Source organism: Mycobacterium triplex (assembly GCF_000689255.1).
Lineage (GTDB): Bacteria > Actinomycetota > Actinomycetes > Mycobacteriales > Mycobacteriaceae > Mycobacterium > Mycobacterium triplex.
Genome location: NZ_HG964446.1, coordinates 1060700 through 1083432, shown reverse-complemented (window position 1 = coordinate 1083432; position 22733 = coordinate 1060700). Strand labels below are relative to the sequence as shown.

General features: G+C 67.5%; 22 protein-coding genes. 11 read left to right on the top strand and 11 right to left on the bottom strand.

Features of this window, described 5'->3' with window-relative positions; genetic code table 11:
• Positions 1–118: 118 nt before the first annotated feature.
• From BN973_RS04940 to ttfA, 4 genes are read right to left on the bottom strand one after another with little or no spacing between them, the layout of a single operon-like run.
• On the bottom strand, positions 119–772 hold the full coding sequence (locus BN973_RS04940) for a TrmH family RNA methyltransferase (RefSeq protein WP_036472049.1): 654 nt from the start codon (positions 770–772) through the stop codon (positions 119–121).
• On the bottom strand, positions 769–1677 hold the full coding sequence (locus tag BN973_RS04935) for a hypothetical protein (protein WP_036466342.1): 909 nt from the start codon (positions 1675–1677) through the stop codon (positions 769–771). Before BN973_RS04935 ends, BN973_RS04940 begins: the two co-directional genes overlap by 4 nt.
• 12 nt (positions 1678–1689) lie before the next feature.
• Positions 1690–2223, bottom strand: a complete 534-nt coding sequence (gene pyrE, locus BN973_RS04930) for an orotate phosphoribosyltransferase (RefSeq protein ID WP_036466341.1) — start codon at positions 2221–2223, stop codon at positions 1690–1692.
• 18 nt (positions 2224–2241) lie between these two features.
• Positions 2242–3090 (bottom strand): trehalose monomycolate transport factor TtfA, encoded by an 849-nt coding sequence (gene ttfA / locus BN973_RS04925; protein ID WP_036466339.1) that lies wholly within the window; start codon positions 3088–3090, stop codon positions 2242–2244.
• Between the two features lie 117 nt (positions 3091–3207).
• On the opposite strand from ttfA, the gene BN973_RS04920 reads away from it, so the two are divergent.
• Complete coding sequence (locus tag BN973_RS04920) at positions 3208–3648, top strand: DsrE family protein (RefSeq protein ID WP_036466337.1); 441 nt, start codon at positions 3208–3210, stop codon at positions 3646–3648.
• An 18-nt stretch (positions 3649–3666) separates the two neighbouring features.
• The gene (locus BN973_RS04915) at positions 3667–4488 is read left to right on the top strand and encodes an enoyl-CoA hydratase/isomerase family protein (RefSeq protein ID WP_036466335.1); all 822 of its coding nucleotides are present in this window, start codon (positions 3667–3669) and stop codon (positions 4486–4488) included.
• A 76-nt stretch (positions 4489–4564) separates the two neighbouring features.
• Here BN973_RS04915 and clpB read toward each other — a convergent pair whose 3' ends face one another.
• Complete coding sequence (clpB, locus tag BN973_RS04910) at positions 4565–7129, bottom strand: ATP-dependent chaperone ClpB (protein WP_036466333.1); 2565 nt, start codon at positions 7127–7129, stop codon at positions 4565–4567.
• 109 nt (positions 7130–7238) lie between these two features.
• Here clpB and BN973_RS31585 point away from each other — a divergent pair, with 109 nt between their 5' ends.
• The 3 genes from BN973_RS31585 to BN973_RS04895 are packed head-to-tail and all read left to right on the top strand — an operon-like array spanning position 7239 to position 10274.
• Entirely contained in the window at positions 7239–8171 is a 933-nt protein-coding gene (locus tag BN973_RS31585) for a DUF3060 domain-containing protein (RefSeq protein WP_232232022.1), read from the top strand.
• A 30-nt stretch (positions 8172–8201) separates the two neighbouring features.
• Positions 8202–9374: an FAD-binding oxidoreductase gene (locus BN973_RS04900; protein ID WP_036466332.1), complete on the top strand. Its 1173-nt coding sequence runs from the start codon at positions 8202–8204 to the stop codon at positions 9372–9374.
• Between the two features lie 9 nt (positions 9375–9383).
• Positions 9384–10274: an aldose 1-epimerase gene (locus BN973_RS04895; RefSeq protein ID WP_036466330.1), complete on the top strand. Its 891-nt coding sequence runs from the start codon at positions 9384–9386 to the stop codon at positions 10272–10274.
• Here BN973_RS04895 and BN973_RS04890 read toward each other — a convergent pair.
• The 4 genes from BN973_RS04890 to dnaK are packed head-to-tail and all read right to left on the bottom strand — an operon-like array spanning position 10271 to position 14431.
• Positions 10271–10657 carry a heat shock protein transcriptional repressor HspR gene (locus BN973_RS04890; RefSeq protein ID WP_036466329.1) on the bottom strand — a complete coding sequence of 129 codons (387 nt, stop codon included), beginning with the start codon at positions 10655–10657 and terminating at the stop codon, positions 10271–10273. The two genes, BN973_RS04895 and BN973_RS04890, sit on opposite strands and share 4 nt — an antisense overlap.
• Complete coding sequence (dnaJ, locus tag BN973_RS04885; RefSeq protein WP_036466328.1) at positions 10657–11835, bottom strand: molecular chaperone DnaJ; 1179 nt, start codon at positions 11833–11835, stop codon at positions 10657–10659. Before dnaJ ends, BN973_RS04890 begins: the two co-directional genes overlap by 1 nt.
• A 53-nt stretch (positions 11836–11888) precedes the next feature.
• Positions 11889–12566 (bottom strand): nucleotide exchange factor GrpE, encoded by a 678-nt coding sequence (grpE, locus tag BN973_RS04880; protein ID WP_036466327.1) that lies wholly within the window; start codon positions 12564–12566, stop codon positions 11889–11891.
• Entirely contained in the window at positions 12563–14431 is a 1869-nt protein-coding gene (gene dnaK, locus BN973_RS04875) for a molecular chaperone DnaK (protein WP_036466326.1), read from the bottom strand. The genes grpE and dnaK overlap by 4 nt, the downstream gene beginning before the upstream one ends.
• A 422-nt stretch (positions 14432–14853) precedes the next feature.
• On the opposite strand from dnaK, the gene BN973_RS04870 reads away from it, so the two are divergent.
• Positions 14854–16023, top strand: coding sequence for a sulfotransferase family protein (locus tag BN973_RS04870; RefSeq protein ID WP_051641123.1), 1170 nt, complete (start codon positions 14854–14856; stop codon positions 16021–16023).
• Position 16024: 1 nt separating this feature from the next.
• On the opposite strand, the gene BN973_RS04865 is transcribed toward BN973_RS04870, so the two are convergent.
• On the bottom strand, positions 16025–16918 hold the full coding sequence (locus tag BN973_RS04865) for a LysR family transcriptional regulator (RefSeq protein ID WP_036466324.1): 894 nt from the start codon (positions 16916–16918) through the stop codon (positions 16025–16027).
• 141 nt (positions 16919–17059) lie between these two features.
• Between BN973_RS04865 and BN973_RS04860 the strand changes: the two genes are divergently transcribed.
• On the top strand, positions 17060–18550 hold the full coding sequence (locus BN973_RS04860) for an aldehyde dehydrogenase family protein (RefSeq protein WP_036466322.1): 1491 nt from the start codon (positions 17060–17062) through the stop codon (positions 18548–18550).
• A 9-nt stretch (positions 18551–18559) separates the two neighbouring features.
• Positions 18560–19510: an amidohydrolase family protein gene (locus BN973_RS04855; RefSeq protein WP_036466321.1), complete on the top strand. Its 951-nt coding sequence runs from the start codon at positions 18560–18562 to the stop codon at positions 19508–19510.
• Between the two features lies 1 nt (position 19511).
• On the opposite strand, the gene BN973_RS04850 is transcribed toward BN973_RS04855, so the two are convergent.
• Complete coding sequence (locus BN973_RS04850) at positions 19512–20054, bottom strand: nucleotidyltransferase family protein (protein ID WP_232232020.1); 543 nt, start codon at positions 20052–20054, stop codon at positions 19512–19514.
• A gap of 196 nt (positions 20055–20250) precedes the next feature.
• Between BN973_RS04850 and BN973_RS04845 the strand changes: the two genes are divergently transcribed.
• The 3 genes from BN973_RS04845 to BN973_RS04835 all read left to right on the top strand — a co-directional run bounded on the left by BN973_RS04845 (position 20251) and on the right by BN973_RS04835 (position 22682).
• Positions 20251–20811: a hypothetical protein gene (locus BN973_RS04845; RefSeq protein ID WP_139830173.1), complete on the top strand. Its 561-nt coding sequence runs from the start codon at positions 20251–20253 to the stop codon at positions 20809–20811.
• Between the two features lie 121 nt (positions 20812–20932).
• A complete protein-coding gene (locus tag BN973_RS04840; RefSeq protein ID WP_051641122.1) occupies positions 20933–22138 on the top strand; it encodes a glycoside hydrolase family 76 protein in 1206 nt (401 codons plus the stop codon).
• A 52-nt stretch (positions 22139–22190) separates the two neighbouring features.
• The gene (locus tag BN973_RS04835) at positions 22191–22682 is read left to right on the top strand and encodes a hypothetical protein (RefSeq protein ID WP_036466316.1); all 492 of its coding nucleotides are present in this window, start codon (positions 22191–22193) and stop codon (positions 22680–22682) included.
• Positions 22683–22733 lie beyond the last annotated feature (51 nt).

Genomic DNA, 22733 nt, shown 5'->3' with positions numbered 1-22733 from the left:
CGAGTGTGCGATCAGGCCGCGTCGAACGTGCTCTCATGGCGGAAAAACGCCGCCGAAAATCCGCCACCAGAGCACGTTCGGCGAAGGGGCCACTCGGCGGCCGGCGGGCAGGCGGCGCCTACCAGGCGCGTGATAGATCGCCGTGCTGGCGGATCCAGGCATGCATCGCGATCCCGGCCGCGACACCGGCGTTGATGCTGCGGGTCGAGCCGAACTGAGCGATCGACACCGTGACCGCCGCACCCGTCCGGGTGTCGTCGGTGATGCCCGGCCCCTCTTGACCGAACACCAACAGACATTCGCGAGGCAGTACGACTTCCTCCAGCCGCGCCGCGCCCGGCACGTTGTCCACCGCGACCACACTCAATCCCGCGGCCGCCGCGAAACCCAGCAGCTCCGCCGTGCTGTCGTGATGGCACAGCCGTTGATAGCGGTCGGTCACCATGGCGCCACGGCGATTCCAGCGCCGCCGCCCGACGATGTGCACGGTGTCCACCGCGAAGGCGTTGGCGGTGCGCACCACCGATCCGATATTGGCGTCGTGGCCGAAGTTCTCGATCGCGATGTGCAGCGGATGCCGGCGCTGGTCGATGTCGGCGATGATCGCTTCCCGCGTCCAGTACCGGTAGGCGTCGACGACATTGCGGGTGTCCCCGTCGCGCAACAGAATTGGGTCGTACCGTGGGTCGTCGGGCAACGCACCTTCCCAGGGCCCGACACCGGCCGCCGGTGGTACTGCCCATTCGGTGGGCCCGGGCCCGGAGTCGCTCATCGCGGCGTCCACACACCCGCGTGGGTGCCGACGATCGCCACCGTCGCGTAGAGCAACGCCTGATTGATTTCGCCCTGGGTGCATAGCGAAGCCGAGACACGCACCGCGTCCAGCGAGGCGTCGGGCAGGATCAGCACCGACGATCCGTACGCCGCGCAGGCCGGGTTCAGGCCGCGACCGGGAACGGTCGGCGACGCGAGCAACATCATCGGGCCGCCGCGGTGGGCGGAGTCGTCGCGGTACCGGGCCGCGAGGGCGTCGGCCTCCAGCCCGAGCAGCATGTAGCCGGCGCCGGTGAAGGCCCCCGGATCACCGAGTTGCGCCTTCGTCACCGGCTTACCGTCCCCGCGCCAGGCCGACAGGCTGGTGGTCTTGACGACCAGGCCGGTGTCGTTGACGTTGGTCGGCAGCAGCCCCACCGGGAACGCCGCGGGATAGGCCGCGGAAGTACCGGCGATCCGGTCCCGCTCGGAGTAGGCGTACACGCCACGCACCTGGCTGCGGTCCTTCAGCGGGCCCAGGCACACCGCGCCGGTGAGCCGGTCCGGCGGCGCCGACAACGGCGTCCGGATATCGCGGACGGTGGCCATCGCGGTGTCACAACTGCCCAGGCCGGCGGACTCCATCGGGTGTGCGAGCGCGCCGTAGAGCCCGAAGCGGATGTCCTCGGGTTTGGCGTGCGGCGCCTTGGGATCCGTCGGTGCGGCCAAACTAGCCGAGACGTCGACCAACACGTAGTCGCCGTCCCAGCGCAGGTTCGACACCGACATATTCCAGCCGAGCAGCGCCAGCGATTCACCCAGCCAGGCGCCCTGGGCACCGTACGGCGCGACGGCGTGTTTGGAACTCGAGCAGCCCGTCAGGCAGACGGCCAAACAGACTGCTATCGCAAGGAACTGGCGCACAGCGGGAAAGCCCTAGCCCAGCCCCAGATCGGCCAGGCCCAGCACGCTGCGGTAGCGCAGCCCCTCGGCCTGGATGGCCTCCGCGGCGCCGGTGGCGCGGTCCACCACGGTGGCCACGCCGACGACTTCGGCTCCCGCGTCCTGGACGGCGTGCACCGCCGTCAGCGCCGAGCCACCGGTTGTGCTGGTGTCCTCGACCACCAGCACCCGCTGCCCCGACACCTCGGATCCCTCGATAAGACGTTGCAGGCCATGGGTTTTCGCGGACTTGCGCACCACAAAGGCATCGATTGGGCGTCCGGGCGCGTGCATGATGGCGGTCGCGACCGGATCGGCGCCCAGCGTCAGGCCCCCGACGACCGCGTAATCCCAGTCCGCGGTGAGTTCGCGCATCAACACGCCGATCAGGGCGGAGGCGCGGTGGTGCAGCGTGGCCCGGCGCAGGTCGACGTAGTAGTCGGCCTCCTGGCCCGACGACAGCGTGACCCGGCCGTGCACGACGGACAGTTGACGCACCAGCTCGGCCAGTTCGTCGCGGTCAGACATGTTGCAGCGCAATAGCTTTCAGCGCTGGAAATTGCTGGCCTGTTGGCCGTTGCGTCCTGTCGACGGCGGGGGGCGCCGGATGGCTTCGGTGCGGCCCTCGTCGCGGTGGGCCGATTCCGCGGCCCGGCGGCCGGCGTCACCCAGCAGCCCGGAGACGTCCTGGGCCGAGCGCCGGGGCGGCAACTCCGCCCGGCCGGCGGGGGCGAGCGGACGGCTCGGGGCCGCGCTGCGAAGTCCAGCCGGCTCGTTGCTGTCGGCAGGCACCGGCGGCAACACCCGCAACAGGTCGTTGAACTGGCGCACCGTGCGCAGGCCCTCGTCCCACTGGGCACGCGTGCTGGAGACCGGCATCGCGACCAGCGTCCAGTTCTGCTCGTTCCACATGATCTCGGCGCAGTCCGGCGCGGTGTGCGCGAAGGTGACCATGCGCCGGTCGCAGGCCCGACGGGCCGCGTCCAGGTTGGTCGAGTACACCATCCGCGGGCCGATCGCGCCCAGCAGCCAAATGTCGCTCTCACGCGGCTCTTTGAGCCCCTTGAGCCGCAGGTCGACCACGACGTTGGTGCCCACCTTGCGGTGCAGCGCGATCACGGTGGCGACTTCCTCGAGATCGAAGATGTACACCGCTTCGCCGCGGATCTGCCCCAGCACCACGTTGTGGGCGGGAACATCGCCCACCGTCGACATCACACCGCGCTTCCAGCGCTTGAGGATGTCGGTCGATTCGCGCTCGTAGTCGAATCCGTGCGAGCGGGCCCACGATTTACGCCGCCTACTGCGGCCGCGTCGACGATCGACGTCGACGTACAGCAACACCACCGCGCCGACGAAGCACAGCGCGGAGAGCGTGAACCATAGGGGGACCATCCTAAGTAGCGTATCTGCTCCCCCACCGGAACCGAGAATGCGACCTGGTCACAACCCAATTAAGGTTTCCCACGACACCGCATGTCCGATCGGTTTTCCGGCCGAAGGGAAGTAAGAATGTCAGGTCAAGACGATTCGCTGCACATCGACATCCCCGTCCAGCTCGACGAGGTGAACGTCGTGTTCAGCGTGGCATCGCTGTCGTTCGAGGGCGACATGCCGGCCGTGCTCTTCCACGCGGGGCTCGTCGTCGACGATGCCGCCGAATGGAACGTGGAACCGCACGTGATCATCGTGTTCCACACGAATGCGGGGCACGCCGCGCTCGACGATCGGACGTACAACGTCAACCGGCATATCGCGACCGGCAATCCCTACAAGCCGATCATCGTCGACCTCGTTCAGAGGGGGGCGCAGGTCGAGATTTGCGGTGCGACGGCCAAAGCCATGGGCTGGGGCAAAGCCGACCTGATCCCCGGAATCAAGATCAACCGAAATGCGATGGCGAGGCTGACGCAGCTGGTACAGCAGGGATACGTGAAGATTTCGGAGTCCTAAACCCGTAGGGTTCGGCCCATGGGCTACCAGGGCTACCAGCTGATTCGGGTCGCCGCCGCCGACGGCGTTTGCCGGGCGACGATCGACAATCCCCCGATCAACCTGTTCGACCTGCCGCTGGTGAACGAGTTCGACCGGCTGGCGGGTGAGGTCGCGGCCGACGACGAGGTGCGCGTGCTGGTCGTCGACTCGGCCGACCCGGAAATCTTCATTGCCCACGCCGACGTCGGGCTGATTGTGGACCTCCCGGCCTTGAAAACTGGAGAGGACGTGGCGCTGCACGACGAGCTGACGCCGTTTCACGCCATGACTGAGCGGATCCGCACCCTGCCGAAGGCCACGATCGCCGTGATCGAGGGCGTCTGCCGCGGCGGCGGCTGCGAGTTCGCGATGGCGTTCGACATGCGGTTTGCCGCGCTGGGCGTGACGGTCCTGGGCCATCCCGAGTTGGCGGTCGGGATCATCCCGGGTGGTGGCGGCACGCAGCGGCTGCCCCGGCTGATCGGCCGGGCGCGCGCCCTGGAAGTCATCCTCGGCTGCGGCGACATCGACGCCGCGACCGCCGAGGCCTGGGGCTATGTCAACCGGGCGCTGCCGCCCGACAAGCTGCGCCGGTTCGTCGACAAGCTCGCCGCACGCATCGCCTCGTCGCCCGCGATGACCGTCGCGAACGCCAAGCGCGCGGTCGACGCCGCGGCCGAACGGGACATCCCGACCGGGCTGCGCATCGAGGATCAGCTGTTCCGCGAAACCCTTGCCCAGCCGGCCGCCCGGCACCTGCTGCGGGCAGTGATCGACGCCGGCGCGCAGACCCGTGACTTCGAGCTGGGCGCGAGCTAGCCGCACGCCGAACGTGCTCCAGTGGCGAAAAAATCGCTCAATTCTCGCCACCAGAGCACGTTCGGCGCCGAGGGGATCAGCCCAGCACCAGCGAGTCGCCGTCCGCGCTGACGTTGACGGGCACCACGTCGCCGTCGTGCACGTCGCCGGCCAGCAGCATCTTGGCCAGCTGGTCACCGATGGCCTGCTGGACGAGCCTGCGCAACGGCCGGGCGCCGTACACGGGGTCGAAGCCGCGCTGCGCCAGCCACTTCTTGGCCGGCAACGACACCTCCAGCTGTAGCCGCCGCTGCGCCAGCCGCTTGCCCAGCTGGTCGAGCTGGATGTCGACGATCTGCACCAGCTCCTCGGGGTTGAGCCCGTCGAAGATCAGCACGTCGTCGAGCCGGTTGATGAATTCCGGCTTGAACGCCGAGCGCACCGCCGCCATCACCTGCTCCTCGCTGCCGCCCGAACCGAGGTTGGACGTCAGGATCAGGATCGTGTTGCGGAAGTCGACCGTGCGGCCCTGCCCGTCGGTCAGCCGGCCCTCGTCGAGCACCTGCAGCAGCACGTCGAACACGTCCGGGTGGGCCTTCTCGACCTCGTCGAACAGCACGACGGTGTAGGGCCGCCGGCGCACCGCCTCGGTCAGCTGACCGCCCTGGTCGTAGCCGATGTAGCCGGGGGGCGCGCCGACCAGGCGGGCCACCGAGTGCTTCTCGCCGTACTCGCTCATGTCGATGCGGACCATGGCCCGGTCGTCGTCGAACAGGAAGTCGGCCAGCGCCTTGGCCAGCTCGGTCTTACCGACACCGGTCGGCCCGAGAAACATGAACGAACCGGTTGGCCGGTTCGGGTCGGCGACCCCGGCGCGAGAACGCCGCACGGCGTCAGAAACCGCGGTCACGGCTTTCCGTTGTCCGACCACGCGCTTGCCCAGCTCGTCTTCCATCCGCAGCAGCTTGGCGGTCTCGCCTTCCAGCATTCGCCCGGCCGGGATGCCCGTCCACGCCGACACCACGTCGGCGATGTCGTCGGGTCCGACCTCCTCCTTGAGCATCACGTTCTCGCGGGCTGTGCCGCTGTCGGCGGCCAATGGCACTGCGGCGTCGAGCTTCTTCTCCACCTCGGGGATGCGCCCGTAACGCAGCTCGGCCGCCTTGGCCAGGTCGCCGTCGCGCTCGGCGCGCTCGGACTCCCCGCGCAGCACCTCAAGCTGTTCCTTGAGTTCGCGGACGACGTCGATGGCGTTCTTCTCGTTCTGCCAGCGCGTGGTCAGCTCGGCCAGCTTCTCCTTCTGGTCGGCCAGCTCGGCGCGCAGTTTCTCCAGCCGCTCCTTGGACGCCTCGTCTTCTTCCTTGGCCAACGCCATTTCCTCGATCTCGAGGCGACGCACCAGGCGCTCGACCTCGTCGATCTCGACGGGCCGGGAGTCGATCTCCATCTTCAACCGCGACGCGGCCTCGTCGACCAGGTCGATGGCCTTGTCCGGCAGGAAGCGGGCGGTGATGTAGCGGTCGCTCAAGGTGGCCGCGGCGACCAGTGCGGAGTCGGTGATGCGAACCCCGTGGTGCACCTCGTAGCGGTCCTTCAGTCCGCGCAGGATGCCGACGGTGTCTTCGACCGACGGCTCGCCGACCAGAACCTGCTGGAAGCGGCGCTCCAGCGCGGCGTCCTTCTCGATGTACTTGCGGTACTCGTCGAGCGTGGTGGCGCCGACGAGCCGCAGCTCGCCGCGGGCCAGCATCGGCTTGATCATGTTGCCGGCGTCCATCGCGCCCTCGCCGGTCGCGCCGGCGCCGACGATCGTGTGCAGCTCGTCGATGAAGGTGATGATCTGCCCCGCGGAGTTCTTGATGTCGTCGAGCACGGCCTTGAGCCGTTCCTCGAACTCGCCGCGGTACTTCGCGCCGGCCACCATCGAGCCGAGGTCCAGGCTGACGACGGTCTTGTCGCGCAGACTCTCCGGCACGTCGCCGGCCACGATGCGCTGGGCCAGGCCCTCGACGATCGCGGTCTTGCCGACGCCGGGCTCACCGATCAGCACCGGGTTGTTCTTGGTGCGACGGGACAGCACCTGCACGACGCGGCGAATCTCGTTGTCGCGCCCGATAACCGGGTCGAGCTTGCCCTCGCGGGCCCGCTCGGTCAGGTCGGTGGAGTACTTCTCCAGCGCCTGGTAGGTGGACTCGGGGTCGGGGCTGGTGACCCGGGCGCTGCCGCGGACCTTGACGAACGCCTCCCTTAAAGCTTGGGGTGACGCGCCATGCCCGGTGAGGAGTTTGGCGACGTCGGAGTCGCCGGTGGCCAGCCCGACCATCAGGTGTTCGGTGGAGACGTATTCGTCGTCCATCTCGGTGGCCAGCTGCTGGGCGGTGGTGATCGCCGCCAGCGATTCACGGGACAGCTGCGGCTGCGAACTCGAGCCGCTGGCCTGGGGTAGCCGCTCGAGCAGGCGCTCGGCTTCGGCGCGAATGGTCGCGGGCTCGACGCCGACAGCCTCCAACAGCGGCGCGGCGATCCCGTCGTTCTGCGTCAGCAGCGCCAACAGCAGATGAGCCGGCCTGATCTCAGGGTTGCCGGCAGCGCTGGCCGCCTGCAGGGCTGACGTCAGAGCCGCTTGCGTCTTGGTAGTCGGGTTAAAAGAGTCGTTAGCCAACCCAGACACCTCCGTTCGGGTATAGGGAAAATGCTTGTCGCGTTGTTCAACGTCGTCAAGGTTGAGTGTGTTCCGCTCAAGTTTAGATTTTCTGGAGGAATTTCGCTCGATGGACGACGACTCCGCCCTCGCGCCGCCGCCGCGCGGGATTCCGATCGGCTTCCGGCTGGCCGAGCTGCTGCCGTTCCGCTGGTGGTACGTGTGGACGCTGTTCTTGGTCGCGGTCGCACCGATCGTGCTGTGGATCCGCCTGCCCAGGGCCTTCGCCGCGGCGGCGGTGCTCACCCTGGCCGGGATCTATGCCGTGCACCTCTACGGCGCACGCGTGCGGATCGGGTTGCTCAAGCGGGGCCGGGTGGCGACCGTCACCGGAACTGAAAAGCTTTCGCGAGCACAGCATTTCAACACCCGCCTGCCGGTGGCGCACGGATGGACGGTCACCCGGGCGCGATGGAGCGGTCCGGACACCACGACCACGGTGTACTACACACTCGACGGTCACCGGGGCGACGTGCTGCTGCGCGGACGGGAATACGTCGACGGGGTGATCCTGGCCGACGAGCGCAATCCCGCGCGGGCCCGCTGCGTGACGGCTTTTGCGTATGACCTCGACCGCGACGAGACCGGCAACTGGGCCGGGACGCTGCGACCCCGGCTGTGGGCGCGGATGGCCTGCTGGTTCCTCATCGTGGTCGGCTGGCTGGTCGCGGCCGGTTTGGCGGCCACCGGGACCCGCACCGACCTCTCGGGCGACGGTCTGCCGACCGACGTTCCCGACTACGGCACCTTGCAGGTCAGCGGATCCGGGACGACGAAAACGATCCCCTGCAACGGCGGCTATCTGTCGGTGAGCGGCGTGAACAACACGATCACCGTCACCGGCCACTGCACCAGCGTCAGCGTCGCCGGCAAGGGCAACCGCGTCACGATCGACAGCACGGATGCGATCGGCACCGCGGGCTCAGGCAACGTGGTCACCTACCATTGGGGCTCGCCGAATGTGGCCAACACTGGCACCTCGAACACCGTTGGCCAGGGCTGACATGCCTCGGCGAGCTTAGAATCGGGCCCCGTGGGATTAGAGGACTCCGATGCGTTGCGGGTGCTGCGCGATGCGCTGGCCCCGGACGACTCGGGCGCCGGCGGCGAGCTCGTCCACCGCTTCTACACCCACTGGTTCGCGGTCGACGGCTCGGTGCGCGACCTGTTCCCACCCGAAATGGACGCGCAGCGAGCCGCTTTCGGTCACGCGCTGCACTGGGTTTACGGCGAGCTGGTGGAGCAGCGCGCCCGGGAGCCGGTGGCCTTTCTTGCCCAGCTCGGCCGGGATCACCGCAAATACGGTGTGCTGCCAACGCATTACGAGTCGCTGCGGCGGGCGCTGCGGACGACGCTGCGCGCCCACTTGGGCGATGCCTGGACGGATGCCGTCGACGCGGCCGCCAACCAGTCGCTGAACTTGATCACCGGGGTGATGAGCGGCGCCGCCGATGCCGAAGAGGGACCCGCCTGGTGGGACGGCACCGTCATCGAACATCAGCGGGTCTCCCGCGACCTCGCGGTCGTGCGGCTGCGCCTCGACCAGCCGATGCACTATCACCCCGGTCAGTACGTCGACGTCCACGTTCCGCAATGCCCGCGGCGCTGGCGGTTTCTCAGCCCCGCCATTCCCGCCGACCCCGCCGGCGGGATCGAGTTTCACGTCCGTCAGGTCCCCGGCGGCCTGGTCAGCACCGCGATCGTCAACGAAAGCCGACCGGGCGACCGGTGGCGGTTATCCAGTCCACACGGCGGCCTGCAGGTCGACCGCCACGGCGAAGACATCCTGATGGTGGCCGGCAGTACCGGATTGGCGCCGCTGCGCGCGCTGATCATGGACCTGTGCCGCTACGCGAAAAACCCGCGGGTGCATCTGTTCTTCGGCGCGCGCTACCGCTGCGAGCTCTACGACCTGCCGACGCTGTGGCAGATCTGTGCGCACAACCCCTGGCTGTCGGTCTCGCCGGTGTCGGAATACAACAGCGACCCGGTGTGGGCCGCGGACTACCCGGACGTCACGCCGCCGCGTGGACTGCATGTCCACCAGATCGGCCGGCTCCCCGAGGTGGTGACCAAGTACGGCGGTTGGGGCGACCGGCAGATCCTGATCTGCGGCGGTCCGGCGATGGTCCAAACGACCAAGGCCGCGCTGATCGCCAAAGGCGCCCCGGCGGAGCGTATTCAGCACGACCCGCTGAGCCGTTAGGCTGACCGCGTGCATCCCGTCACCCTGCGTGACCCCACGTCATCGTTGGCCGCACAGTTCGTGCCGGACGCGGGCATGATCGGCAGCTCGCTGACCGACTCCGGTGTGGAGTTGCTCGGTCAGCGGCGCGGCCTGGAGGCCTATATCCAAGCCGGCAAGACGATGGGCATCCCGATCCTGTATCCCTGGGCAAATCGGCTGGGCGGCAACACTTATGCGGCCGAGAACGTTACCGTCGAGCTAACGCCGGGCGAAAACGGGGTGCGCGCGGATCCCAACGGACTGCCGATTCACGGAACCCTGGCCGCCTATCCGGGCTGGCGGGTGGTGACCGGGTCGGCCAGCGAGCTGACCGCCGAGGTGGACTTCGGTGCGCAGGAGCGGCTGCTGGCCAGCTTCCCATATCCGCATCTGCTGACGGTGTCCGTGCGGCTGGCCGACCGGACACTGACGGTGCGCACCACCGTCACCGCGACCGGCGACACCGCGGTCCCGTTGTGCTTCGGCTTTCATCCGTATCTGCGGATCCCCGACGCGCCGCGCAGCGAGTGGGTCCTCGAGACTCCGCCGCTGCGGCATCTGAGTCTCGACGAACGTGGTCTGCCCACCGGCGAGTCTTCGCAGCAGCCGGCCAAGAAAGAACTGTTGGGCGACAACACTTTTGACGATGCCTACGACCAGGTGGCCGACGGCGCGGTGTTCGCGGTGTCCGGCGGTGGACGCCGCCTGGAAGTCCGCTTCGAGCAGGGGTATTCGGCGACCCAGATCTTCGCGCCGCCCGGCGAGGACGTGGTGTGCTTCGAGCCGATGACCGCGCCGACCGACGCGCTCAGCCGCGGCGGCTACCGGACCGCGCGTCCCGGCGAACCGGCGGTCGCGGTGTTCTCCATCCGCGCCTAGCGGCCCTTACGCGGCTGCCACACCACCAGCGCCGTGCTCTTGGGTACCACCGCGACGTCGCGGCGCTGGTTGGTGCGCAACACCGCTATCTCATCGGCCATTTCCTTCAACCTCGACTGCAGCGCCTCGACCTGATTCGTCAGCTCGATGATGCGCTTGATGCCGGCCAGGTTGACGCCCTCGTCCTGCGACAGCCGCTGCACCTCGCGCAGCAGATCCACGTCGTGCTGCGAATAACGCCGCCCGCCACCGGAAGTGCGGCTCGGCGTCACCAGCCCGAGGCGATCGTAGGTACGCAAGGTCTGCGCATGCATACCGGCCAGCTCGGCCGCCACCGAGATCAAAAACGTCCGGGCGTCTTCTCGCTTGGAGTTTTTCGCCATCAGCGGTTACCTGCCCATCCGGCCCGCGGGTTGAAGCCACTGGACCGCTCGGCTTCGGCATAGGCCTCCAGCGCCTCCTGCGCCGCGCCTTCCAGGTTCGGCGGCACAGCGACTTTCACGGTCACCAGCAGGTCACCGTTGCCGCCAGTGCGCTTGGGCACCCCGCGTCCGCGTACCCGCAGGATGCGCCCGTCGGCGGTGCCCTTGGGCACCCGCACGCCAACCTTGCCGTCCAGCGTCGGCACCGAAAGCGTTGAACCCAACGCTAATTCGCTGAAGCTGACCGGTACCGTCACGGTGAGGTCGTCTCCGTCGCGGCTGAAGACCTTGTCCGGACGCACATGCACCGTCACGTACAAGTCACCCGACGGCGCCCCGCGCAACCCGGCTTCGCCCTGCCCGGGCAGCCGGATCCGTTGTCCGTCTTCGACGCCGGGCGGGATCCGCACGTTGATGGTGCGGGTACGGGTGGTGACGCCGGTGCCTTTGCACTCGTCACAGGGGTGCTCGATGATCGAGCCGCTGCCCCGGCAGTCGGTGCACGGTTCGGAAAAACCGAACGCGCCCTGGTTGCTGCTGACCACGCCGGCGCCGTTACAGGTGGGGCACACCTTCGGGCTGGTGCCCGGACGCGCCCCGCTGCCATGGCAATTGGTGCAGGGCGCCGGGCTGGTCAGCCGCAGCGGCATCGCCACACCCTTGGCGGCCTCGACGAAATCCAGCTCGGTCTCGGTCTCCAGATCGTTGCCGCGCCGGGGCCGGCTGGGACGGGCGCTCGCGCCGCGTCCGAACAGGCCGCCGAAGAGGTCGCCGATGTTGGTGCCGCCGCTGCGGCCCGCGGCGTCGAACAAATCGTTGAGGTTGAACTCGGCCCCGTCGCCGCCCACATTGAAGCCACCGAAGCCGCCGGTGTCGAACCGTCGACCGCCGAGCCCACCGCCGGCGAAGAGCCGTCGGGTCTCGTCGTATTCCTTGCGCTTGGCCGCATCCGAGAGCACGTTGTGTGCTTCCGACACCGCTTTGAACCGTTCACCGGCGGCGGGGTTGTCGGGATTGGCATCCGGATGCAAGTCACGCGCCAGCTTGCGGTAGGCGCGCTTTATCTCTTCGGGGCTGGCGTCGGAGGAGACGCCAAGCTCCTTGTAGAAGTCCTTTTCGACCCATTCACGCTGGGCCATGTCGCGTCACCTCCTCTCACCTTTCGCTGTTTCTGTTGTGCTGATTCTGTGCCTTATTCACCAGCGGCGTCGGCATTTTCGTCGGTGTCGCCCGCAGCGGTGTCCGCGCTCGGCGCGGCGTCGGCCTCGTCGCCGTCGCCCGCGACCGTGTCGACGACGCCGACCAGGGCGTGACGCAAAACGTTCTCGCCCAGTTTGTAGCCCTCGCGCATGACCGTGCCGATCACCGGTTTGGATCCCTCGCCGCCATCGCCTTCATGCTGGACGGCTTCGTGCAGCGCCGGGTCGAAATCTTCGCCCTCGGCACCGAACGCCACCAGACCGAGTCCGGTCAGCGCGCTGTCCAGCTTGTCGGCGACCGACTTCAACGGGCCCGACTCCAGGTCACCGTGCTTGCGCGCGCGGTCGAGATCGTCGAGCACGCCCAGCAATTGGCTGACGACGGTGGCCTTGGCCCGATCCGCCGCGGCCTGTTGGTCGCGCAGCGCACGCTTGCGGTAGTTCGCGAAGTCGGCCTGCACGCGCTGCAGATCGGCGGTCAGCTCGGCAACCTTGCCGGCACCTTCGTCCGTCGCGGATTCCGCCGGGGCGGTCCCGCCCGGCGCCCCCTCTGCCGGGGGCCCGGGTGGGATGTTCCGTACTTCTCCGGTCTCGGGATCAATCCGCCGCTTGTCGGTGACAGTTACCTGTTCCTGAGGATTGCCATCCCGTTGTTGATTTCCTTGAGTCACTTGGACTCCCGGTCGTCGTCGACCACCTCCGCGTCCACGACATCATCAGCGGAGCCGGATGTGCCGCCGGACTCGGCGCCGCCCGGCTGGCCGCCGGCGGCCTGAGTGGCTTCGTAGATCGCCTGACCCAGCGCCTGCGACTCCTGGCCCAGCTTCTCCATCGCCGTCTTGATCGCGGAGATGTCGGTGCCGCCCAGCGCGGACTTGGCCTCGGCGATCGCGCCGTCGACCTTGGACAGCGTCTCCTCGGGGACCTTCGAGCCGCCCTCGGACGCTGCGCCCCGTTGTTCGGCGACGAACTTCTCCGTCTGGTAGACCAGCGACTCGGCCTGGTTACGGACGTCGGCCTCTTCGCGACGCTTGCGGTCCTCCTCGGCGTGCGCCTCGGCGTCCTTGATCATCCGGTCGATCTCCTCCTTGGACAGGCCGGAGCCCTCCTGGATCTTGATCGTGTTCTCCTTGCCGGTGCCCTTGTCCTTGGCCGTGACGTGCACGATGCCGTTGGCGTCGATGTCGAAGGTGACCTCGATCTGCGGGACGCCGCGCGGGGCCGGCGGGATACCGGTCAGCTCGAAGGAGCCGAGCAGCTTGTTGTGCGAAGCGATTTCGCGCTCACCCTGGAAGACCTGAATCTGCACCGACGGCTGGTTGTCGTCGGCCGTGGTGAAGGTCTCCGACCGCTTGGTCGGGATGGTGGTGTTGCGCTCGATCAGCTTGGTCATCACGCCACCCTTGGTTTCGATACCCAGGCTCAGCGGCGTGACATCAAGCAGCAGAACGTCTTTCACCTCACCCTTGAGGACACCGGCCTGCAGCGCGGCACCGACCGCCACGACCTCGTCGGGGTTGACGCCCTTGTTGGGCTCCTTGCCGCCGGTGAGTTCCTTGACCAAATCGGTCACCGCGGGCATGCGGGTGGACCCACCCACCAGCACCACGTGGTCGATCTCGGACACCGAGATGCCGGCGTCCTTGATCACCGACTGGAACGGCTGCCGCGTGCGGTCGAGCAGATCCTGGGTGATGCGCTGGAATTCGGCGCGGGTCAGCTGCTCGTCGAGGAACAACGGGTTCTTGTCCGCGTCGACGGTGATGTAAGGCAGGTTGATCGACGTACTCTGCGAACTCGAGAGCTCGATCTTGGCCTTCTCGGCGGCCTCACGCAGCCGCTGCATCGCCATCTTGTCCTTGGTCAGGTCAATCCCGCTGGTGCCCTTGAACTTGTCGACGAGCCACTCGACGACCCGGTCATCCCAGTCGTCCCCACCCAGGTGGTTGTCGCCACTGGTGGCACGAACCTCGACCACGCCCTCGCCGATCTCGAGCAGCGAGACGTCGAAGGTACCGCCACCGAGGTCGAAGACCAGGATGGTCTGTTCCTTCTCACCCTTGTCCAGGCCGTAGGCCAGTGCCGCGGCGGTCGGCTCGTTGACGATGCGCAGCACGTTGAGGCCGGCGATCTGGCCGGCTTCCTTGGTCGCCTGACGCTGGGCGTCGTTGAAGTAGGCGGGCACCGTGACGACGGCGTCGGTGACGTCCTCGCCCAGGTAGGCCTCGGCGTCGCGCTTCAGCTTCATCAGCACGCGGGCGCTGATCTCCTGCGCGGTGTATTTCTTGTCGTCGATCTCGATGGACCAGTCGGTGCCCATGTGCCGCTTGACCGAACGGATGGTGCGGTCGACGTTGGTGACCGCCTGGTTCTTGGCGGGCTGGCCGACGAGCACCTCACCGTTGCGCGCGAAGGCGACGATGGACGGGGTGGTGCGTGAGCCCTCGGAGTTGGCGACGACGACCGGGTCGCCACCTTCCAGGACTGCGACGACGGAGTTGGTGGTCCCGAGGTCGATACCGACCGCACGAGCCATAGTGATTCCTCCTGATTGTGTAGAGCTTCTTTGGTGCCACTATGCTGAGTGAACCCCGCTCAAGCCTGCCTTCGAGGGCGTCGGCCTGTCAACCCAGTATTGAGTCTGGGTCACTCAACTTAACGATCATGCTAACGATTGGTGTCGGGAGCTTGTTCCCGGGGGCCTTACGATTTTTCTGGCGAACCCGATCAGCCCGTTTACCAGCCAGGACAGCGCCGAATCCGAATTCGCCGTGACTCGGAAATGACGTTCTCGTTAATTAGGCATGCGTAGGACAACTAACAAGTACTGTCCCCACTGCCTAGTACAGCTGTGCCAGTTCCTCAGCAAGTCCCGCCACGAGAAGGACGACGCGTCATGACCGCTTCCCGAGTCGGCGTTGCGCATCGCGCAACCCTGCAGTGTTGGTCCCACCTGCGATGAACGCCAGCCGCACGACATCGCGATTTGCGTGGTGGCACGAGTGGTCGGCGCCCCTTTGGGTCGGTTGTGATTTCGCCGCCTGGGCACGACTGCTTGTCCGTAACCGTTTCGACGTGCACTGGAGCCGGTGGCACGTCGTGGTCTTCTGCACGGTTCCCACGATCATCAATTCCTGCCTGGCGATGTGCCAGAAGATTGTGTTCGGCCGACGCGTGGCCAACACGGCGATCGCCGATCCGCCAATCTTCATCGTCGGCCACTGGCGTACCGGCACGACGTTGCTGCACGAACTGTTGGCCCTCGACGAGCGCCACACCGCTCCCACGACTTACGAATGCATCCAGGCGCATCATTTCCTGCTCACCAGGCGGATTGCGCCGTATCTGGGATTTCTGATGTCGAAGCATCGAGCCATGGACAACATGGAATTGAGCGTGCGCCACCCGCAGGAAGACGAGTTCGCGCTGTCCATGCTCGGCCAGCAGTCGCTCTACCTGACCATGGCATTCCCGAACCGCCCCATCAACGGGCAGCGGTATCTGGACTTGGAACAGCTGACACCCCGCGAACTGGCAGCCTGGAAACGAACCCTGTATCGGTTCGTTCAGCAGGTGTACTTCCTCCGCCGCAAGACGGTGGTGCTGAAGAGTCCCACGCATAGTTTCCGAATCAAGGTGCTGTCGGAACTCTTCCCCCAGGCGAAATTCATCCACATCGTCCGGGATCCCTACGTCGTTTATCCGTCGACGGTTCACCTTTTCAAGACATTCTCCCGCGTCCATGGCCTGCAACGGCCGACCTACGAGGGTTTGAGCGAAGACGTGCTGTCCACCTACCTCGACCTGTATCGGAAGTTAGAGGAGGGGCGCGAATTCGTCGACCCCGCAAGGTTTTACGAATTGCGCTATGAGGAGCTGATCAGCGAGCCCGAGGCGCAATTGCGCAAGTTGTACGAGCACCTGGACCTGGGCGATTTCGAGGAGTACCTGCCACGGCTGCAGCAATACCTTGCCGACAAAGCGGACTACCGAACCAACACCTATGAAGTGACGGACGAACAGCGCGCGATCGTCGCGGAGCGATGGGCCGAGGTGATCGAACGCTACGGCTACGGCTCCGCCGCTGAGACGACGGGCGCGCGCGAGCAGACGGCCATCGCCAGCTAGCTCAGCGGGCCGCGACCTCCTCGATCAACGCGAGTACCGCGCGGGTGGCCGCGCTGTTCGACCGGGCCGCCGACGTGGTGACGAACAGCCGCCATTCGAGGTCGTAGTCGCTGACGCGCAGCGTGGCCAAACCGAAGTCGTCGATCTCGTCGAGAATGGTCCAGCTGAGGAAGCCGATCCCCAGGCCGTTTCGGATGTAGGTCGCGGCCGTGCCCAGGTCGGCGACCTCCACCGCGACGGTCCGTTCCACGCCGGCGGCGGTGAATGCATTGTCGATCACGGTTCTGGTGCCATATCCCGGTGGGCTGTCGACGAACGACATTCCTTCCAGCTCCGCCAGCGGCACCGAATCCCGTTGCGCCAGTGGATGATCGGCGGGTACGACCAGCAGCAGCGGAACGGCGGCAACCAGACGGGCATTCAGGTCGGCCGGCGGCGGCCCGGTGAATACGAGAAAGGCAACGTCGAGATCGCCGTCACGAAGCTGGCGGGCCAGGCCGGCCGATCCGGCGCTGGCGGCGCGCAAGTGCACGGTCACTCCGGGATGCCGGGTGTGCAGTTCGGCCAGCACCGCGGGCATGTCGATCACACTGATCGACGTCAGGATCCCGACCGTGACGGTGCCGCGGATGGAGCCGCGGGTGGCGTTGACGGCGTCTTTGGCGGCGCGCGCGGCATCCAGGGTTTCGCGGGCGCGAGGTCGCAGCTCCTCTCCCGCCGGCGTCAGCTCGACGCCCGCCGAGCCCCGCACGAATAGCTCCGCGCCGAGTTCTCGTTCCAGCGCCTTGATCGTCGCCGACACGCCCGATTGGACGACGTGCAACTTTTTCGCGGCCTCGGTGAAGCTCCGGTTGTCCGCGACGGCGAGGAAGTACTCGAGGTGGCGCAGCTCCATGCAGCCATTATCACCGCCCGTGCTGAAAGCCATCAGAACATGTCGTTGGCCCTGATGCCGCGGGTGATCGTAGCGTCGTCCTGGTCGAGCGTGCTGACCGCCCGTCGACCACCCCCACCCCCAACCTTGCTGGACGTGCCAATGACTCTGCAAGCTCCCGCCCTGACCAGGACCAGAACACGCTGGTCGTCTCCCTCTACCGACGACCAGTTCGTCGTCGAGAACCCCGCGACGGGCCGAACCGTCACGGTGGTGCAGGGCGCAGGGCCCAACGAGGTAGACCAGGCGGTGCGCAAGGCGCACGCCGCCCACCTGCGCTGGAAGCAGCGGCCTGCCCGCGAGCGTGGCACCTACCTGCGCGAGATCGCCGCGGTCATCCGCGCACACGCCGACGAACTCGCGATGCTCGAGTCACGCGAGATGGGCAAGCCGATCGTCCAGGCGCGCCAGTTCGACCTCGAAGCGGCGATCTCCATCTTTGAGTTCTTCAGCAGCATCGTGGAGAACCTGCCGAACAAGGCGCGCGACCACGACACCGTCCTGGACGTCACCACGCTGGAACCGTACGGCGTGATCGCGGCCATCGTGCCGTTCAACTGGCCGCCCATCCACACCGCCGGAAAGATCGCGCCGGCACTCGCCGTCGGTAACGCCGTGGTGCTGAAGCCACCGGAGCAGACGCCGTCGGTGGTGCTGCGCATGGTCGAGCTGATCCAGTCCGTGCTGCCGGACCGCGTGGTGCACGCCGTACCCGGCAAGGGCGAGGTGGGTGCCGCACTGGCCGGACACCGCTTGGTCGGCAAGGTGTCGTTCACCGGGTCGCCGCGGACGGGCTCGGCGGTGATGCGCAACGCCGCCTGCAACCTCACCCCGACGCTGATGGAGCTGGGCGGGAAGAACCCGTTGATCGTCTTCGACGATGCCAACATGCACGAGGCGCTGATGGCGGCCATCGACGGCGGCTTCTTCAACCAGGGCGAAGCGTGCACCGCGTCGTCGCGAATCCTGGTGCAGGACAAGATCTATGACGAGTTCGCCGCGAAGCTGTGCAAGGCGGTGACCCGGCTGCGGGTGGGCGACGGGGCCGACCCCATGACCGACGTCGGGCCGTTGGTCACCCGCGCGCAGCAGAAGCAGGTGCTGGACTACCTCAAGCTCGGTGTGGCCGAGGGCGCGCGCATTGCCGCTCAGGCGCCGCTGCCCGAGGATCCTCGGCTGGCGGACGGCTTCTACGTATCGCCGACCGTGCTGACCGACGTGACGCCGCGCATGCGGGTCGCCCGCGAGGAGATCTTCGGTCCGGTGGTCACGCTGATCCCGTTCACCGAAGAGGGTGAGGCGGTGCGGATCGCCAACAGCACTCCGTTCGGACTGGTTGCGGCGGTGTTCACCCAGGACGGCGATCGTGCGCTGCGGGTGAGCCGGCAGATCCGGGCCGGCGCCGTGTTCGTCAACAACTACGTGCGGATCGCGATCGGCACCGGGTTCGGCGGAGTCGGCCACAGCGGCTTCGGGCGCGAGCACGCCGAGGAAACGCTGGCCGAATACGGCTACACCAAGACCATCCGTTGGGCCGCCAAGCGCGACGCGCTGCCCTACTGGACCGCCGCCAACCGCGTGCTGGAGACCTGAGGACCGCCGGTGCGGACCATCGCACTCGAAGAGCATTACGCCACAGCGGGATTCCTGCGCGGACCGGGCAGCTGGCTGGCGTCGCGCGCGGGCGTGATCGACGCCATCGCCGATCTCGGCGACGGCCGCATCGCGGCCATGGACGAGGCGGGAATCGATCTGGCGGTGCTGTCGCTGGCCGCCCCCGGTGTCGAACAGCTGGACGGCCCGAAAGCCGCCCAGCTGGCTCGCGAATGCAACGACGAACTCGCCGCGGCGGTCGCTCGGTACCCCGAGCGACTGGCGGGCTTCGCGAGCGTGCCGATCGGCGCGCCCGACGCGGCGGCCGACGAGCTGGAGCGGGCGATGCGCGAGCTCGGCTTCCGGGGCGCGGTGATCAACGGGCACAGCCAAGGCCGCTACCTGGACGATCCGTTCTTCGAGCCGGTTCTCGACCGCGCGGCGGCGTTGAACGCTCCGATCTACCTGCATCCGACGATCCCGCCGGCGGCGGTCATCGAGTCCTGTTACGCGGGGTTCTCCCCCGAGGTCACGTTCGCGTTCGCGACGGTGGGGTGGGGCTGGCACATCAACACCGCCACCCATGTGCTGCGCCTGATCCTCGGTGGCGTGTTCGACCGCTACCCGGACTTGCAGATCATCATCGGGCACATGGGCGAGGCGACGTCGTTCATGCTGCCGCGCTTCGACGCCACGCTGAAGCCGGAACTGACCGGCCTCGACCACGCCATCAGCACCTACCTGCGGCGCAACGTGCACTACACATTCGCCAACTTCAACGACGAAGCCACCTACGCCAACCTGGTCGCCCACGTCGGCATTGAGCGAGTGGCGTTTTCGGCCGACTACCCGTTCGGGTCGATGAAGACCGCCCGCGCCTTCCTGGACGCTCTCCCCCTGACCGACGACGAGCGGGCGCGCATCAGCCACCTCAACGCGGAAGAGCTGCTGGGTCTGTGAGTTAACCGGGCTCGTCGACGTCCTGACCGTCGGCCAGGTCGCTGCAGTCGACCATCTCGACGTCGTGCCTGCCGCGCAAATACGCGCCGGCGCCCTGGTCGCCCGATATCCGGGTCAGCACATCGGGCCAGTGCCGGCGCGCGATGACCACCGGATGCCCGGGCCGGTCGCCGAAATACGCGCGCGCGAGCCCACTTTCGGTCACCCGGCCGAGCACCCGCGCCACGACGTCGGGGCCCACGTCGGGAGTGTCGATCACATGCAGCACGGCGTAGTCCGCGCCGATGCGGTCGGCCGCGGCCAGACCCGCGCGCACCGACGCGCTGAGTCCCTGGTGCCAGTGCGGCGCGGTGATCGCTGTGACGCCGGGCGGGGCGGCGACCTCGGCGGTGCCCAGGACCAGGACGACGTCGCCGCATCCGCCGTCGCGCAGCGCGCCGACCGCAATGTCCAGCCAGCCCTCGACCAAGACTTTCGGCTTGCCGTAGCGGCGACCGGCGCCGGCGGCCAACAAGACTCCGACGTGCTGTGGCGGTAACCGCACTCCCCCATCATGCATTCACATGCTGGCTAAGCAACAGACTCATCGTCCGTGCCATCCGGCGATAACACTTTGCTATCAGCGGCATTTCAAAACCGCGTCGCCCGGGCATCTTGTGCCGCGCCGTGCGTAATCTACGTCTGACATCTCCGAGTTTCGGGAGCGACGCGTGCGGTTTTCGCAGAATGCCCGGCGAGGCATGGCGGGTGGTTCGCTGGTGCTCGCGGCCCTGCTGGCTGGTCCCATGCTGATTTCGGGCTGTAGCTCGGTCATCGACGGCAAGCCGGTCGCGGCGCCGGGCACCGGGCCCACCGAGCCGAACTTTCCCACGCCGAGGCCAAGCATCACGGCGGCGCCGCCGTCGGGCCCCATCGGGGTGCCGCCGACTACACCGGCGAATCCGACCGCGCCGGCCGGCGCCATTCCGCTGCCGCCCGACGAGAACGGCTACGTGTTCATCGAGACCAAGTCCGGCATCACGCGCTGCCAGATCAACAAGGACAGCGTCGGATGCGAGGCACCGTTCACCGACTCCCCCATGCAGGACGGTGAGCATGCCAACGGCGTCCACATCACCTCTGCCGGCTCCGTGCAGTGGATCCTGGGCAACCTGGGTGCCATCCCCGCCGTCACGATCGACTACAAGATCTACGACGCGCAGGGCTGGACGATCGACGCCTCCGAGGCCGGCACCCGGTTCACCAACGGCCACACCGGGCACGGCATGTTCGTCAGCGTCGAGAAGGTCTCCACGTTCTAGTCGTCTGAGTCGTTCGAGGACTCGAGGCCTGATTCTTCGGGATTTCGTCGATGCCGGAATAACATTTAGCTGCCCGGTTTCCGGCCGGCGATCGTTGTTCAGCAAAGAGGAGCTCGAGCGGATGGATCGCCCGAACAAGGGGATCAGCCGGCGCGGTTTGCTGTTCGCGGTCGCGGGCGCCGTCGCACTCACGGCGGTGAACCAGCCGACGCACGCGGCGGCGATTGCGGCGAAGCCGTCTCCGGGCCCGGTGGGCCTCGAGCAGCGGGCGGACCTGGCGGAGCGGGCGGTCATGGAGCGGCACGTGCACACGCTCTGGTGGTCGGGCACCCAACTGGGCACGCTGCACTGGCCGTCGTCCCTGTTCGACCAATTGTTGTTGGCCCGCTGGTGTTACTGGTGGCAGGCCCACCTGCTGGACTGCGTGGTGGATGCGGCGTACCGCGCACGCACCCCCGAACGCATCGACCGGATCGGCGCCATCGCGCGCGGCATTCACACCCGCAATCTGACCGGCTGGACCAACGGGTACTGCGACGACATGTCGTGGCTGGTGCTCGCACTCGAACGCGCTGACCGGCTGCTCGGCGTCCGGTTCGGCGATGCCGTTCCGAAGCTGCGCACCGCCCTGCTCGACGGCTGGAACCCGGCCGTCGGCGCGGTGCCCTGGAAGATCGGCCACGATTACTACAGCACCTCCGGGATCGGTCCGACCGGCATCGCGATGGCGCGGCTGGGCAAGCTGTCGCGCGCCGAACAACTCGCCGATTTCCTGCACAACCGGCTGCGCGACACCGAAAGCGGCCTCATCTTCGACGGCGTGCACGAACCCAGCGGGCGGGTGGACCGCTCGCTGCTGACCTACTGTCAGGGCGTGGCCATCGGGCTGGAGACCGAATTGGCCTTGCGCACAAACGATTCCAGCCACCGTGAGCGCGCGGCGGCACTCGTCGCCGCTACCGCCGACAGGCTCGCCGACGGGGGTGTGATCGTCGGGTGCGCCGGGAACGACTCCGGGCTGTTCATGGGCATCCTCGCCAGGTATCTCGCCCAGACCGCGCTGGCCCTGGGGGACACCACCGCCGCGCGACTCGTGCACGCCTCGGCGCGGGCGGCCTGGGACAACCGCGCCGAGGTGGACGGACTGCCGCTGTTCGGTGCGCATTGGAACCGTCCGGTCACCCCGCCGCCGGGTCTGGAAACCTTTACCCAGCTCGCGGACTCGTCGCACGCGTCGGCGCCGAACCAGAGCCGCGATCTCTCGATACAGCTGAGCGCGTGGATGCTACTCGAGGCGGATCACCAGCTCACCTCCGCCGGGCTCTGATCTCGCCGACGACGGTCAACGCATCGTCAGGCCGGTCAGTACGATCGGTGCCGTGGCAGGCCCACCGGACGACTTCAACAATGAGCCGACGCGATACAGAGACGTCGGGAGGGGCGATGGCCCGCCGCGCCCGCCCGCCGATGAGCCGCCGCGGCCCGCTCCCGGCCTACCGCAGCCGGATCCGTTCGACGAAGAGACCGAGCCCACCCCGTGGTACCGCAAACCGGTGGGGCTGATCCTCTGGGGCCTGTCGGTTCTGATCCTGATCGTCCTGATCGTCTACGGCATCGTCGAGCTGATCGAAGACCAGGGCACCAGCGGCAACCCGAAAACCACCACGACGACGCCGCACACCACCACGACCACGACCACGACCACGACCACGACCACGACCACGACGAGTGCGCCGTCGACCACCACGACGACGACGGCGCCTCCCACCAGCAGCGCCGTCGAGTCGCCGCAACCGCAGCCGACGCACCAGCCCACCCGTAGGCATCACTGGCCGTCGTGGCTACCTACGACCATCCCGCAACTGCCCTAACGAGTTGATTGCGATTGGGTCAACGTTTGACGGCCGATCGGAAGCCGCCCG